Annotated in this window: 14 protein-coding genes and 1 tRNA gene; 4 read left to right on the top strand and 11 right to left on the bottom strand. The window is 68.2% G+C overall.

Annotated features, from left to right (window positions below; all coding sequences use genetic code 11):
• Window positions 1-63 precede the first annotated feature (63 nt).
• A complete protein-coding gene (locus tag AC1DYP_RS07295) occupies window positions 64-1821 on the top strand; it encodes a patatin-like phospholipase family protein (RefSeq protein ID WP_477045823.1) in 1758 nt (585 codons plus the stop codon).
• A 148-nt stretch (window positions 1822-1969) separates the two neighbouring features.
• Here AC1DYP_RS07295 and AC1DYP_RS07290 read toward each other — a convergent pair whose 3' ends face one another.
• Window positions 1970-2746 (bottom strand): methyltransferase domain-containing protein, encoded by a 777-nt coding sequence (locus AC1DYP_RS07290; RefSeq protein WP_477045777.1) that lies wholly within the window; start codon window positions 2744-2746, stop codon window positions 1970-1972.
• 141 nt (window positions 2747-2887) lie between these two features.
• Here AC1DYP_RS07290 and AC1DYP_RS07285 point away from each other — a divergent pair, with 141 nt between their 5' ends.
• On the top strand, window positions 2888-3022 hold the full coding sequence (locus tag AC1DYP_RS07285; protein WP_477033485.1) for a hypothetical protein: 135 nt from the start codon (window positions 2888-2890) through the stop codon (window positions 3020-3022).
• A gap of 489 nt (window positions 3023-3511) precedes the next feature.
• Here the strand turns inward: AC1DYP_RS07285 and AC1DYP_RS07280 are convergent, their stop codons facing one another.
• The 5 genes from AC1DYP_RS07280 to AC1DYP_RS07260 form a co-directional block, all read right to left on the bottom strand.
• Window positions 3512-4666 carry an isovaleryl-CoA dehydrogenase gene (locus AC1DYP_RS07280; protein WP_477045776.1) on the bottom strand — a complete coding sequence of 385 codons (1155 nt, stop codon included), beginning with the start codon at window positions 4664-4666 and terminating at the stop codon, window positions 3512-3514.
• 78 nt (window positions 4667-4744) lie between these two features.
• The gene (gene spmX / locus AC1DYP_RS07275) at window positions 4745-6046 is read right to left on the bottom strand and encodes a lysozyme-family localization factor SpmX (RefSeq protein ID WP_477045775.1); all 1302 of its coding nucleotides are present in this window, start codon (window positions 6044-6046) and stop codon (window positions 4745-4747) included.
• A gap of 171 nt (window positions 6047-6217) precedes the next feature.
• A complete protein-coding gene (gene mgtE / locus AC1DYP_RS07270; RefSeq protein WP_477033482.1) occupies window positions 6218-7672 on the bottom strand; it encodes a magnesium transporter in 1455 nt (484 codons plus the stop codon).
• A gap of 143 nt (window positions 7673-7815) precedes the next feature.
• Window positions 7816-7900, bottom strand: a tRNA-Leu gene (locus tag AC1DYP_RS07265).
• A 78-nt stretch (window positions 7901-7978) separates the two neighbouring features.
• Window positions 7979-8230, bottom strand: coding sequence for a FliM/FliN family flagellar motor switch protein (locus AC1DYP_RS07260; protein ID WP_012287186.1), 252 nt, complete (start codon window positions 8228-8230; stop codon window positions 7979-7981).
• Between the two features lie 70 nt (window positions 8231-8300).
• Between AC1DYP_RS07260 and lipB the strand changes: the two genes are divergently transcribed.
• The gene (gene lipB, locus AC1DYP_RS07255; RefSeq protein ID WP_477045774.1) at window positions 8301-9026 is read left to right on the top strand and encodes a lipoyl(octanoyl) transferase LipB; all 726 of its coding nucleotides are present in this window, start codon (window positions 8301-8303) and stop codon (window positions 9024-9026) included.
• Here the strand turns inward: lipB and AC1DYP_RS07250 are convergent.
• The 4 genes from AC1DYP_RS07250 to AC1DYP_RS07235 form a co-directional block, all read right to left on the bottom strand.
• Window positions 9023-9430 (bottom strand): DUF805 domain-containing protein, encoded by a 408-nt coding sequence (locus tag AC1DYP_RS07250; protein WP_477033480.1) that lies wholly within the window; start codon window positions 9428-9430, stop codon window positions 9023-9025. The two genes, lipB and AC1DYP_RS07250, sit on opposite strands and share 4 nt — an antisense overlap.
• A 63-nt stretch (window positions 9431-9493) precedes the next feature.
• Window positions 9494-9964, bottom strand: coding sequence for a DUF805 domain-containing protein (locus tag AC1DYP_RS07245; RefSeq protein ID WP_477045773.1), 471 nt, complete (start codon window positions 9962-9964; stop codon window positions 9494-9496).
• Window positions 9965-9996: 32 nt separating this feature from the next.
• Window positions 9997-10401, bottom strand: coding sequence for a DUF805 domain-containing protein (locus AC1DYP_RS07240; RefSeq protein ID WP_477045772.1), 405 nt, complete (start codon window positions 10399-10401; stop codon window positions 9997-9999).
• Window positions 10402-10441: 40 nt separating this feature from the next.
• A complete protein-coding gene (locus AC1DYP_RS07235) occupies window positions 10442-12451 on the bottom strand; it encodes an acetyl-CoA carboxylase biotin carboxylase subunit (RefSeq protein WP_477045771.1) in 2010 nt (669 codons plus the stop codon).
• A 176-nt stretch (window positions 12452-12627) separates the two neighbouring features.
• Here AC1DYP_RS07235 and AC1DYP_RS07230 point away from each other — a divergent pair, with 176 nt between their 5' ends.
• Complete coding sequence (locus AC1DYP_RS07230) at window positions 12628-13137, top strand: heme-binding protein (protein ID WP_477045770.1); 510 nt, start codon at window positions 12628-12630, stop codon at window positions 13135-13137.
• A 56-nt stretch (window positions 13138-13193) separates the two neighbouring features.
• Here AC1DYP_RS07230 and AC1DYP_RS07225 read toward each other — a convergent pair whose 3' ends face one another.
• Entirely contained in the window at window positions 13194-13769 is a 576-nt protein-coding gene (locus tag AC1DYP_RS07225; RefSeq protein WP_477045769.1) for a DJ-1/PfpI family protein, read from the bottom strand.
• Window positions 13770-13782: the final 13 nt, after the last annotated feature.

The raw sequence follows: 13782 nt of genomic DNA, 5'->3' as shown, positions 1-13782 counted from the left end.
CTTCGATGGTCAAGGTCCGCGGTTCAAGTTAGCGTCCCACCCGTGGTCACCCTGCCCGACTTCATGGCCGACACGGCCCTCGCCCGGCTCTTCGCGCAAGAACACCGCGAAGGCGACGCCGCCTGGTTCTCGTTGCCGGGCGGCGCGACACTCTATGCGCCCGGCGAGGCGGCGGACTACCTCTACTTCCTGCGCACCGGACGGCTGGGCGCGTTTCGGCGGGAAGAAGGCCAGGAGCCGCAGTTCCTGGGGGTGATCCGTCCCGGCGAACCGGCCGGCGAGATGGCGATGATCGCCGGCTCGCCCCACTCGGCCAACTTGGTGGCCCTGCGCGATTCGGAAATCCTGGCCCTGCCCCGCGCCGCCTTCTTCGAGGCCGTCGAGCGCGATCCGGACGTGATGATCGAGCTGTCGCGGCTGATGATCCGCCGGGCCCGCAACGCCGGGGCCCACGCCTCGATCGGCGATCCGTCGGTCTACGGCTTCATCGCGGTCGAGCCTGGCAAGCCGATCCGGCCGATCATCGAACGCGTCGCCCACGCCATTTCGACCCTGGGCTATTCGGTCACCGTCGAGGGCGCGGAATCCCTGCTGGCCCCGACCGAATGGTTCAGCAGCGTCGAGCGCCGGCACGACTTCGTGCTCTATGTGGCCGAGGCCGACGAGACCGCCTGGAAGCACGTGGTCGGCCGCCAGGTGGACCGGCTGTTCCGCGTCGGCCAGGGCGACCACAAGCCGCCGGCGGTCATCCCCTCCTACGCCTCGGGTCCCCTTCAGGAGCAGCGCCTGGTCGACCTGATCCTGCTGCAGCCGGCCAGCGTCAGCCACCCCAAGGGCTCGGGCGAATGGCTCGACGCCACCCAGGCCGCGCGACTGTTCCATCTGCGCGAGAACGGCATGGCCGACGTGCAGCGCCTGGCGCGGGTGTTGACCGGCCAGTCGGTGGGCCTGGTGCTGTCGGGCGGCGGGGCGCGGGCCTACGCCCATGTCGGCGCGATCCAGGCCCTGCGCGAGCGCGGCGTGCCGATCGACTTCGTCGGCGGCGCCTCGATGGGCGCGGTCGTGGCCGCCGGCCTGGCCATGGGCTGGGACGACGGCGAGATGGAGACCCGCATCCGCAAGGCCTTCGTCGAGACCAGCCCGCTGGACGACATCGCCTTCCCCCTGGTGGCCATGACCCAGGGGGTGAAGGTCAAGGCGCGGCTGAACGAGCATTTCGACGACATCGAGATCGCCGACCTGTGGCTGCCGTTCTTCTGCGTGTCGTCGAACCTGACCTCCGGGGCCTATCACCTGCACCGCCAAGGGGTGCTGCGCGACGCCCTGCGGGCCTCGATCTCGCTGCCCGGCGTGCTGCCGCCGGTGACCGACGGCAATTCGGTGCTGGTCGACGGGGCGGTGATGAAGAATTTCCCGGCCGACGTCATGCGCGCCTTCCAGCTGGGTCCGATCGTCGGGGTGGACGTCACGCGCGGCCGCAGCATCACCGCCGAGGACGTCGACCGCCCCGCCTCGCTGTGGACCTGGTTCTGGTCGGGCGAATGGCGCAAGGGCCCGCCGATCGTCGCCCTGCTGATGCGGGCCGCCACGGTCTCGACCGGCCGCGATCTTGCGGCCAGCCGCGAGGCCACGGACGTGCTGATCACCCCCAAGCTCAACGAGATCGACATCCGAGACTGGAAGGCCTTCGCGCCCGCCGTCGCCGCCGGCCGCGCCGCCGCGGCCCTGGCCCTGGACGGCCTGGGCAAGCCGGTCACCGAGCTGCGCCGCCGGCCCAGCCTGGCCGACCTCGCACTGGCCGCCGTCAAAGGCCGATCCTAGCCGCCTTATTCGAACATCTGCCCTTTCATCCGTTTTCCCGGCGAAGGCCGGGACCCAGATTCATCCAGAGAGACTCGTGGGTTTCACCTGGGCCCCGGCCTTCGCCGGGGAGACGGGTTTGTGTCGGCCTCGATGCGCAAGAAGGTCCTCACCATCGCCGAGCGATCACGAACAGCCGGGTGAACGGAAACAGCGTCACCCCGTCCTCGCGGCGCGGGTAGTCGACCGCCAGCCGCTCGCGCCAGGCCGCCAGGAAGGCCGACCGCTCGGCCGGATCACTGAACGCTTCCAGATAGGGCCGCAGGCTGGTGCCCGAGGTCCAGTCGACGATCGGATCGTCGCCGCCCAGGGCGTGGACATAGGTCGTCACCCAGACGTCGAGGTCCTCGCTCAGGGGCGACAGCCAGTCGTGATAGGGGCGAGGATCGACGCCCGAACGCACCCGCTCGACATCCGCCAGCCGCGACGCCCAGGGGCCGTCCAGCGCCGTCTCGCGCAGGCTGCGCCGCCAGCCGTCGTCAGCCACCACCGGGATCTGGCAGGCCAGGACGCCGCCCGGCGCCAGCAGGCCCATCAGGCGCGGAAACAGGGTCTCGTGGCCGTCCACCCACTGCAGGGCGGCGTTGGTGAAGATCAGGTCGGGCGGGATTTCGGGAGCGAAGGTCGCGATGTCGCCCAGCACCCAGTCGATGTCGGCGCGCGTCGCCCTGCCCCGCGCCAGCATCTCGGGACTGGAGTCCAGGCCGTGCACGCGCGCATTGGGATGGCGCGCCGCCAGCAGGGCCGCGTGCTCGCCGGTCCCACAGCCCAGGTCCCAAATCTCGCGCGGCTCCAGGTCGCGCGGGATCTGCAGCATCAGGTCCAGGGCCGGCCGGTCGCGATAGGCCTTGTAGCGCTGATAGACGTCGGGATCCCAAACCGGCATCCGGCCCTCCGTGCAAGAAACTGCGACAATCGGTCCGCTCATTTGCACCGATCCGTCGCTTTTGTCGCATGGGAGTGGACGGCCGCCATGCCTATCTTTGGTTAAGGCGCTGATCCAGTGCGCCGCCAGATGGAAACCGAAGTGAACCGCTCCGCCGCCGCCACCGCTATCGCCGTCACCGCCAAGCCCTCGGTCGTGAACGTGCATCGCCTGGGCATGCTGGGCCTCAATCTCGGTCTTTGGACCCTCATCGTCGTGATCGCGCGGGCCCTCTAGCCTGATCCCGACGATGCGGCCCCGGGTCGCGCATGTCCCCCCTTTGCGCGACCCGGGAGTGCCTCGCCCCCTCTTCCGCCTGCTGATGAAGCATTCGCGCGCCGCGACGTCCGGTCGCGACATTGCCCCTTTGCAGAACGGCCGAACGGCGCCCATATTCGTGTTGTGTTGTTCAACAACTGAAAGGAGGTGACCAGTGTCTCATTGTCTCCAACCGAGGTCGCGAGTGACCTGGAGCCTGAAGAACGAGGTTTCCAACTGAAGGCGTTGAACGCCTAAGGTTTAAAGTCACGCCGCGACGCGGCTACGACGATGGAGGGCCGTCCCGAGCAATCGGGGCGGCCCTTTTCATTATTCCTCCCCCTGTGGGGGAGGTGTCGGCGAAGCCGACGGAGGGGGAGTGATCGGGAGGTGGCCACAGCCCGGATCGATGACCCTAAAACTCCCCCCACCGATCGCTACGCGATCGCCTCCCCCACAGGGGGAGGATTACGCCCCCACCAGCTCCCGCCCGATCAGGAACCGCCGGATCTCGTTGGTGCCCGCGCCGATGTCATAGAGCTTGGCGTCGCGCACCAGGCGCTCGACCGGCCATTCCTTGGTGTAGCCGGCGCCGCCCAGGGCTTGGACGGCCTCCAGCGACACCTTCACGGCGTTTTCCGAGGCCATCAGGATGGCGCCCGCCGCGTCGAACCGCGTGGTCTTGCCGGCGTCGCAGGCGCGGGCCACGGCGTAGACGTAGGCGCGGGCCGAGTTCAGCGCCACGTACATGTCGGCCACCTTGCCCTGCATCAGCTGGAACGAGCCGATCGCCTGGCCGAACTGCTTGCGCTCGCGGACATAGGGCAGCACCACGTCCAGGCAGGCTTGCATGATGCCCAGGGGCCCCGCCGACAGCACGGCGCGCTCGTAGTCCAGGCCGCTCATCAGCACCCCGACGCCGCCGCCCACCGGGCCCATGACGTTCTCCTCGGGCACTTCGCAGTCCTCGAACACCAGCTCGGCGGTGTCGCTGCCACGCATGCCCATCTTGTCCAGCTTCTTGCTGACGCTGAACCCCTTCATGCCCTTCTCGATCAGGAAGGCGGTGATCCGGCGCTCGTCCGTCTTGGCGTAGACCACCAGGGTGTCGGCGTGCGGGGCGTTGGTGATCCAGAACTTGGTGCCGTTCAGCACATAGCGGTCGCCGACCTGCTCGGCCTTCAGCTTCATCGACACGACGTCCGAGCCCGAGCCGGCCTCGCTCATGGCCAGCGAGCCGACGTGCTCGCCGCTGATCAGCTTGGGCAGGTAGCGCTGCTTCTGCTCGGGATTGGCCCAGCGGCGGATTTGGTTGACGCAGAGATTGGAGTGGGCGCCGTAGCTGAGGCCCACTGAGGCCGAGGCTCTGGAGACCTCCTCCATGGCGATCACGTGCTCGAGATAGCCCAGGCCCAGACCGCCGAACTCTTCCTCGACCGTGATGCCGTGCAGGCCAAGGTCGCCCATCGGAATCCACAGGTCGCGGGGAAATTCGTTGGTCTCGTCGATCCTGGCGGCGATCGGCGCGATGCGGTCGGCCGCGAAGCGGGCGGTGGTGTCACGGATCGCGTCGGCCGTCTCGCCCAGCGCGAAGTCCATCGAAGGTGCGGTTTGGTTCGTCATGGCGCCTTGCATAGCACAAACGCCCGCGGATCAAGCAGACCCGCGGGCGTTCATGCTTCGATCATGTGGATCGAGGGTCTAGTCTTCGTCTTGCAGCTCCGGATCGCCCAGCCGACGCATCAGCAGATAGGCCGAGGTGGCGAAGCAGATCATGCCGATCACGCTGGCGCCCCAGCCGAACATCCGGATCGGCGACAGGCCTTCGTTGGCGCCGACGCTGAGGTTCCACAGGATACCGCCGCCGAACAGGGCCAGGCCCAGCAGGCCCAGGCTGACCAGCAGGCTGATCCCGCCGAAGGCGTGGGGCTGGACGTGGGCGAAGGCGACGTCCTGCGGTTCCAGCTCGACGGGACTGCTGGTCGAGAAGCCGCCCAGATTGAACAGCGAGCCGCTGGTCGACGCGCGCGCGGTCTCGAACAGACCCGGCTCGACGGCGTTGGTCGGCTCGGCGACGGCCTCCGGGATCGGGGGCGACGGCGCGTAGGTCGGTTCGGCGACCGGCTCGTCCGGCGTCAGTTGGAACGGCGAGACGACCGGTTCGACGGCGGCCACGGGCTCGGGCGTCGGTTCGGGCGTCGGATAGATGAAGGGCGACGGCGCGGCCGCGGCGGCCAGGACCGGCGGCTCCGGCAGGACCAGGTCCTGGGTCGGCGCGGCCAGGCCGCGGATCGGCGCGGCCGCCGCGGTCTCGTCGGGCAGGATCGCTTCCAGGCGCGCGCCGACGGCGGCGGCGGCCTGCTCGCTGGCGCTGGGCCCGCTGCCGGTCAGCGCGGCCATGGGCGAACCGTCCTCGCGCAGGGCGACGGCCTTGTCGCCGTCCAGCGAGGTGGTGATGGCGGCGGGCGCCTGGCTGGGCACCAGCTTGCCGGCGTCATAGTCGATCTTGGGCCGCAGCACCGAGCTGGGCGCGGCCACCCAGTGGCCGTCGGCCGGCGTCAGGAACAGGGCCTTCTCGGCCGAACGACGGCGCACCAGGGCGTCGACGACGATGCGTTCGCCCTCGAAGTCGGCCTTGCGCCACATCTCCATCTCGCAGGCGGCCAGCAGCGGCGTGCCCTCGTTCAGGCGGCGTAGAACGGCCGAGCGGACGAAGTTCTCCGCGCCGATGTTGAAGGTGAAGCAGACCAGGGCGTCGAACTGGTTCTGGTTCAGCGGCGCGTAGACGTTCTCGTTCACCGCGTGGGCCACGGTGATCAGATCGTAGAGCAACAAAGCTTCAGCGTCCTGTTCCGAGACAGAAGCCCCGGCCCGCGCTGTCAGGGTATGGCCGTAGCCCAGCGTCCAGCGCCCATCGGGCAGCTGAGCGGCTTTCATCCGGTACCCTTCGAACCTCTTGATGAGCTCGACGGCGGCGCGGGAGACCTGATAGCGCGGTTTCATCGCCTAGAATGACCCAGTTTGAGACAGACGCGGATGCGTTCGGGGTGCTCCGCGCAAGATGGGCGCCGTTCGCGCCGCTTGCAGGGCTTCTGCCCCGCTTTTGTCGGATGTAACGCCGCGCGTAGCGGATTCGCACCGCCGCGTCAGGATGTGCGGGCCTAGGTTACACCCTCAGTGCAACAGCAGGGCCGCGATCAGCAGCACGGCGAAGAAGCCCGTGAAGTCAGTCAGGAAGGTCACGAAGATCGACGAGGAGACCGCCGGATCGCGCCCCATTTTGGCCAGGGCCAGCGGCGCCAGTATGCCGCCGACCGCCGCGGTGAAGATGTTGGTGATCAGAGCCAGGCCGACGATGATCGCCAGCTTGCCGTGGTGGTCGGCCGGGCCGAAGAACAGATAGGTCGCCCCGCCCATGACCAGGGCCAGGGTGAAGCCGTTGACCAGGCCGACCCCCAGCTCGCGCAGGATGATCCGGCGGGCGTTGGCCGTGGTCAGCTCCTTGCTGGCCAGGGCGCGCACGGCCACGGCCAGGGTCTGGGTGCCGGCGTTGCCGCCCAGGGACGAGACGATCGGCATCAGGATGGCCAGGGCCACCAGCTGGGCGATCTCGCCCTGGAACACGGCCACGCCGCTGACGGCGATGGTGGCGGTGACGAGGTTCAGCAGCAGCCACGGCAAACGGGCGCGCACGATGTCCACGACATTGGCGTCGCGGCCGGCGTCGCTCACCCCGGCCAGGGCCAGGATGTCTTCCTCGGCTTCCTCGCGGATGACGCCGACGATGTCGTCGACGGTGATCTGGCCCACCAGCCGCCCGCCGGGCTCGACGACCGGGGCGCTGATCAGGTGGTACTTGTCGAAGATGTAGGCGACCTCTTCCTGGTCCATGTCGACGGTGATCTCGGTCACCGGCTCCATGATCTCGGCCAGGGGCGTCTCCAGCTTGCTGGTCAGCAGCTGGCTGATCGGCAGGGCGCCGACCGGCGTGAACGACGGGTCGACCACATAGACGTCGAAGAACAGCTCCGGCAGGTTGTCGCCGGACTCGCGGACGTGGTCGATGGTCTGGCCGACGGTCCAGAACTGCGGCGCGGCCAGGAACTCGCGCTGCATCAGGCGGCCGGCCGTCTCGTCCTCGTAGGCCAGGGTCGTCTCGATCGCCGCGCGGTCGCCCTCGTCCATGGCGGCCAGCACTTGGGCGCGCTTGCCCTCGTCCAGGTCGTCGATGACGTCGGCGGCGTCGTCGGAGTCCAGCTCTTCCAGCGCCTTGGCCAGGGTGTGCGAGGGCGTCGCCTCCAGCACTTCCTCGCGCAGGTTGTCGTCCAGCTCGGCGATGATCTCGCCCAGCCATTCCGGATCCAGGACCGGGATCACCTCTTCGCGATAGCCGGCCGACAGGAAGCCCATCAGGTCGGCGACGTCGGCGGGCTCCAGCGCGTGGACCAGCTCGCGCAGCCGCGCGGTGTCGCCGCGGTCGGCCGCGTCGATGACCATCTCGACGTATTCGGGATTGAGGGCGTAGTCGTCGCCGAGGGCGAGGTCTTCCAGATCCTCGACGATCTCGGGTTCCGGAATGATCAGATTACGGCGCGGATCGTCTGTCAGGTCGGCTGTTTCCCGGGACATTGGGACCTCCTGAATTCTGAGACGTGCGTCCTGCGCGTGACCTGAAGCTGCGAAGGGTCAAGCCCTTCCCCGGAAATGGTTAGAGCGCCCCTGGCGAGTCGGAAACCGATTTCGCCAAGCGCGCTCTAAGCCGTTGTCTCACCTGGTGCGGTCGAGAAGACTCGAACTTCCACGGGTTGCCCCACAGCGACCTCAACGCTGCGCGTCTACCAATTCCGCCACGACCGCTCGTGGTGAGGCGCGGCAGGTAGCAAACTGAGTTTGATTTGGAAAGAGCGGAGTTTGCGGATTGCAAACAATGCGCTGTTACGACCCGCCGGCCATGTAGTCGTAGACGTCGGCGGCGCGGGTCACCTGGATGGCGATGCGGTCGTCGCTGATCTGGATCTCGCCCCGGGCGATGGGGTGGTTGTTGGCCAGGATCCAGACCTCATCGTTGGTCTTGGCGTCCAGCGGGATCACCGCGCCCCGGCCCATGCGCAGCAGCTGCTGCATCGGCAGGATCGAGCGTCCCAGAAGAACGGAGATCTCGACATTGACGGCGTTGACCTGGCTCACGAAGTAAGTCCCTGGATTTCACTCGCGACCGATCTCGATCGCGCGTCACCCAATGCAAGACTAAGGCCGTATGCTTGATCGCCCGTTAAACTTTGAAAACAAAGACCTTCCGCTTCTGGGGGCGCCTGACGGCGCGCCGGCGGGGTGGGCGGTTTCGACCGGGTACGTGCCCTACCCGGCAGCCGTTGCCGCCATGGAGGCCCGAGCGGCCGCCATCGCCGACGGCACGGCGGGCGAGCTGATCTGGCTGCTGGAGCATCCGCCGCTCTACACCGCCGGCGTCTCGTCCAAGCCTTCCGACCTGATCGCCCCCGACCGGTTCCCGGTGTTCGAGAGCGGCCGCGGCGGCCAGTTCACCTATCACGGTCCCGGACAACGGGTGGTCTATGTGATGCTGGACCTCACCAAGCGCGGCCGCGACGTGCGGGCCTTCGTCGCGGCGCTGGAGGCCTGGATCATCGAGGCCCTGGCCGCCTTCAACGTGACCGGCGAGATGCGCGAGGGCCGGGTCGGCGTCTGGGTCGAGCGCAAGGGCCCCGGCTGGTCGCGCGAGGACAAGATCGCCGCGATCGGCGTCAAGCTGCGCAAGTGGGTCAGCTTTCACGGGATCAGCCTGAACGTCGAGCCGGACCTGGAGCATTTCTCGGGCATCGTGCCCTGCGGCCAGACCGAGCACGGCGTCACCAGCCTGGTCGACCTGGGCCTGCCGGTGACCATGGACGAGGCCGACGAGGCGCTGCGAACGGCCTTCCAGCGGGTGTTCGGGCCGGTCGAGACCGTCGAGGCGCCCGTCTAGACCGCCGAAACCGGCTTCAGCGGGTTGGGGCCGTAGCGGTTGGCGCCCTGCTCTCCCGGCATGACGCCCAACTCGATGATCGCCCAGAGCACGATCGCGCCGAACAGGAAGTCGAGGACGTGCATGGGCGTGGGCCAGACCGCGACCAGCGACAGCAGGATCAGCGCCGCCCACCAGCCTGACCGGCCGCGGTCGTGCAATCGCTTGGACAGCAGGCAGGTCGCGAAGAACAGCAGCGGCGGATAGACCAGCCAGCCGGTCAGCAGGTGGATGACCACGCCCGCCACCGCCTCGTAGACGACGGCGAACGTGAACAGCGCGGCCGAGGCGATCAGGAACGGGCCGCGCGCCAGCCGGCCCGAGGCCGACAGGAACAGGTCCCACCATTCCGCGCGATCGTTCATTCAGCCAGGCCCCAGCGACTCCAATGAGCCGAACCTAGGCCGCGCCGCGGTCGAGCGGAAGAGCTAGGAGAAGACCTCGGCCACCTTCTCGGTCGGCTCCACGCCCTTGGGCGACGGACCATAGGCGTTCTTGCCCTGGGTGCCGTCCATGAAACCGAACTCGATCAGGTACCAGACGCCGACGACGGTGGTGGCGATGTCCAGGAGCACCTTGAACCCGCCCAGCCCGAATTCGGGGATGAAGGACAGGCCCAGCGAGACCAGCCAGGGCCCCCAGTAGTTCGCCGCCATCCAGCCGGTCTTGTCGCGGTCGTGGATCCGCTTCACCAGGACGGCGGCCGACGGCCAGATTAGGAGCAGGGTCAGGAGCGAGAAACGCGGATCGTTGGCCTCGAACTTCAAGCCCAGGACAAGGCCGAAGATCAGCGGCAGCACGATCGCCATGCCCGCCACCCCAAGCGCCAGGCTGCAAAGCCAGTAGTCGCGGCGGCGCAGGCGGCCTTTGAAGCTGAAGAACTTCTGCAGAATGGTCATCAGGTCCCCCTTCAGCCCGATCAGGCCCCCGCTCAGGCGAAGACGCGTTCGAATTCGCGGTCGGTGTCGCCGCCGATACCCTTGGGCGATTTGCCGTACTTATTGGGACCTTGAGTGCCGTCCAGGAAGCCCATTTCGACGGCGCCCCAGATCCAGCCGACGATCGGGACCAGCCAGAAGAACGCCACCCAGCCGCCGCCCTTGTTGCGGTCATGGCAGCGCTTGAGGGCGATGGCCAGACCGATCCAGAACTGCGGGATGTACAGCACATACTGGAGGATCGCCGTGGGGCCGAATGGTTGCTCGGCGTCGCCGAAGATCGCGAACGACACCAGCGTGATCATGGCGACGGCCAGGGCCGTGCCGATGTTGATCAGCCAATAGTCCCGGCGGCGCAGACGCCCCGAGAAACCGAAAATCTTGTGCGTCAGCGTCATCGAATCCCCCAAGCTCTACCTTGACGGGACAAAACCACGCCTAGGCGAACTCCACCAGCACCTCGTCGGCCGCCACCGGGTCGCCGCCCTTGGCGTTGACCGCCTTGACCACCCCGTCGCGCTCGGCGCGGATGATGTTCTGCATCTTCATGGCTTCGAGCACGCAGACCACCTCGCCCTCGCGGACCTGCTGGCCGGTGACGACGTCCATGCTGACCACCAGGCCGGGCATCGGCGACAGCACCAGCTTGGAGGTGTCGGCGGCCTGTTTCTCGGGCAGCTTGTCGTGCAGTTCGGCCGAGCGTGGGGTCAGGACCAGCACCTTGGCCTTGGCGGCGCGGTGGCGGATCGTAAAGCCCTCGGCCGCGGGCGTCACCTGGACGGTGAACGGCTTGCCGTCCAGCTTGCCCAGGAACACCGGCTTGCCCGGACGCCAGTCGATGGTCTCCAGGCTGATGGTCCGTCCCTCGTCGGGCAGTTCGACAACCAGCGGCGCCTCGCCCAGCGACGCGCCGCCCGACAGCTTGACCCGCCGCTTGGCGTGGCCGACGGCGACGACCCATTCGGTGCGGATTGGATTGCTCAAGCCCGCGTCCGTCGTCCGCGCCCGGGCCGCGTAGACCCGCTGCATGGCCGCGCCCACGGCGGTCAGCACGTCAACCTGTTCGGGGGTCGGTTCGACGCCTTTGAAGCCGTCGGCGAACTCGTCCTTGATGTAGTTGGTCGAGATCTGGCCCGAGCGGAACCGCTCCTGGTCCATCACCGCGGCCAGGAACGGGATGTTCTGGCCCAGGCCCTCGATGTGGAAGTCCTCCAGCGCCCGGCCCATGCCGTCGATCGCCGCCAGGCGGGTCGGCGCCCAGGTGCACAGCTTGGAGATCATCGGGTCGTAGTACATCGAGATCTCGTCGCCCTCGCGGACGCCGGCGTCGTTGCGGACAACATAGCCTTCATGCTGTCCCTCCTCCGGAGGGTCGTAACGGACCAGACGCCCGATCGACGGCAGGAACTTGCGGTACGGGTCCTCGGCGTAGATCCGGCTCTCGATGGCCCAGCCGTTGATCTTCAGGTCCTTCTGCCCGAAGGCCAGTTTCTCGCCCCAGGCGCTGCGGATCATCTGCTCGACCAGGTCCAGCCCCGTGATCAGCTCGGTGACCGGGTGCTCGACCTGCAGGCGGGTGTTCATCTCCAGGAAGTAGAAGCTCTTGTCCTGGCCGGCCACGAACTCGACGGTGCCGGCGCTGTCGTAGTTCACGGCCTTGGCCAGGGCGACGGCCTGGGCGCCCATGGCGGCGCGGGTCGTCTCGTCGAGCAGCGGGCTCGGCGCCTCCTCGATGACCTTCTGGTTGCGTCGCTGGATCGAGCATTCGCGCTCGAACAGGTGGACGACGTTGCCGTGCTTGTCGCCCAGCACCTGGATCTCGATGTGGCGCGGGCTTTCGATGAACTTCTCGATGAAGATCCGGTCGTCGCCGAAGCTGGCCTTGGCCTCGGCGCGCACGGCCGGGAAGCCTTCCTCGACGTCCTGGCGGCTCCAGGCCACGCGGATGCCCTTGCCGCCGCCCCCAGCAGAGGCCTTGATCATCACCGGATAGCCGATCTGCTCGGAGATGGTCACGGCGTGGGCGGTGTCGTCGATCTCGCCGATGTGGCCGGGCACGCAGGAGACGCCGGCGGCCTGGGCGAACTTCTTGCTCTCGATCTTGTCGCCCATGGCCGAGATGGCGCCGGGGTTGGGACCGATGAACACCACGCCCTCGTCGGCGCAACGCTGGGCGAAGCTCGCGTTCTCGGACAGGAAGCCGAAGCCCGGGTGCACGGCCTCGGCCCCGGTCTGCTTGCAGGCGGCGATGATCTTGTCGGCCACCAGGTACGACTGGTTGGCGGGCGCGGGACCGATGTGCACGGTCTCGTCGGCCATCTCGACGGCCAGGCTGTCGGCGTCGGCGTCGGAATAGACCACGACGGTCTTGATGCCCAGGCGGCGGCAGGTCTTGATCACGCGGACCGCGATTTCGCCCCGGTTGGCGATCAGCAGCTTCTTGAACATCCAGCCGTTCCCTACGCTTTTCTCGTTGTCTCGTTGGACAGGCACTAGCAGGCCGCCAGAGGTTTGCAACGGCGCCGCAGCGTGACATTGTTCATGACACCGGTTTCCAACAGGAACCGTAACGACGAGTGACGACCAGCGCCCGGCCTGTTCGCACGCCCCAGAGGAAACCACCGATGCTTCGTCCCGCCTTCGCGCTGCTGACCCTTGCCGCCATCCTGACCGCGGGCCCTGTCCTGGCCCAGACCGCGCCGGCCCCGCCCGCCCCGCACGCCCCGCCGCCGGCCCCGCCCTACGGCCAGCCGGTCACCCTGGCCCAAGCCAAGATCGCCGCCGCCGCCGCCGAGGCCGAGGCCCGCAAGCAGGGCTGGTCGATGGTCATCGTCRTGGTCGAGCCCAGCGGGGCCTTGGTGTTCAGCGAGAAGATGGACGGCGCCCAGTACGGCTCCAACGACGTGGCCCGCCGCAAGGCCGAGACCAGCGCCAGCTTCCGCCGCCCGACCTCCTACTTCCAGGAAGCGGTGAAGGGCGGCACGCTGAACGCCATCTTCACCGGCGCCCTGGCCATCGACGGCGGCGAACTGCTGATCGTCGACGGCAAGATCGCCGGAGCCATCGGCGTCTCGGGCGGCTCCGGCGCCCAGGACGGCGCCGTGGCGCGGGTCGCGGCGGCGGCGCTGAAATAGGATCTCGCGATCGGGGACATGCCCATGGGCATGTCCCCGGCCAAGCACGTCTGGCCTCAGTCCGCGAACTCCCGGGCGCACATCGCCACGTACTCGTCGTGCTTGTCGGCCGCTTCCGGCGCGACCAGACGGCAGATCGCGGCGCTGAAGGTCACGGGCGCCGTGCCCGGAGCGGTCACCAGCTTGCCGTGGGTCACCGCCTTGGCGCTGTCGACATAGCCCTCGCTTCCGGCATAGTCCGGCGCGACCTTGTTGAACCAGTCGCGGTCGTTGGACGTGTGGGTCCGGCCCGCCAGCAGCCCGGCCCGCGCGGCGGCCACGGTCCCGGCGCAGATCGCCCCGACGATCTTGCCGTCGGCCAGGGCCTGGCGCAGCAAGGCGAACAGCCCGTCGTCCTTGTAGCCGGCCCAGGCGTCCGAGCCGATCAGCAGGAAGACGTCGGCGTCCGACAGCACCGGATCGGCGAACTTGTAGTCGGCGGCGGCCAGCACCCCGCCGATCGAGGTCTGCGGCTCGCCGTCCGGCGTGGCGATCTCGATCTGCACGCCATAGTACTCGCGCAGGGCCGGCAGGACCTGCCCGGCCTCCCAGTCGGCCCAGCCCGGTTGCAGGAATGCGACGGCGACGGTCATGGGAAGGTCCTTT

It is taken from the genome of Caulobacter sp. P1_D6 (genome assembly GCF_056406095.1).
Note: the sequence above shows the minus strand (reverse complement) of the source record. Positions and strands in the feature narration are given on the sequence as shown.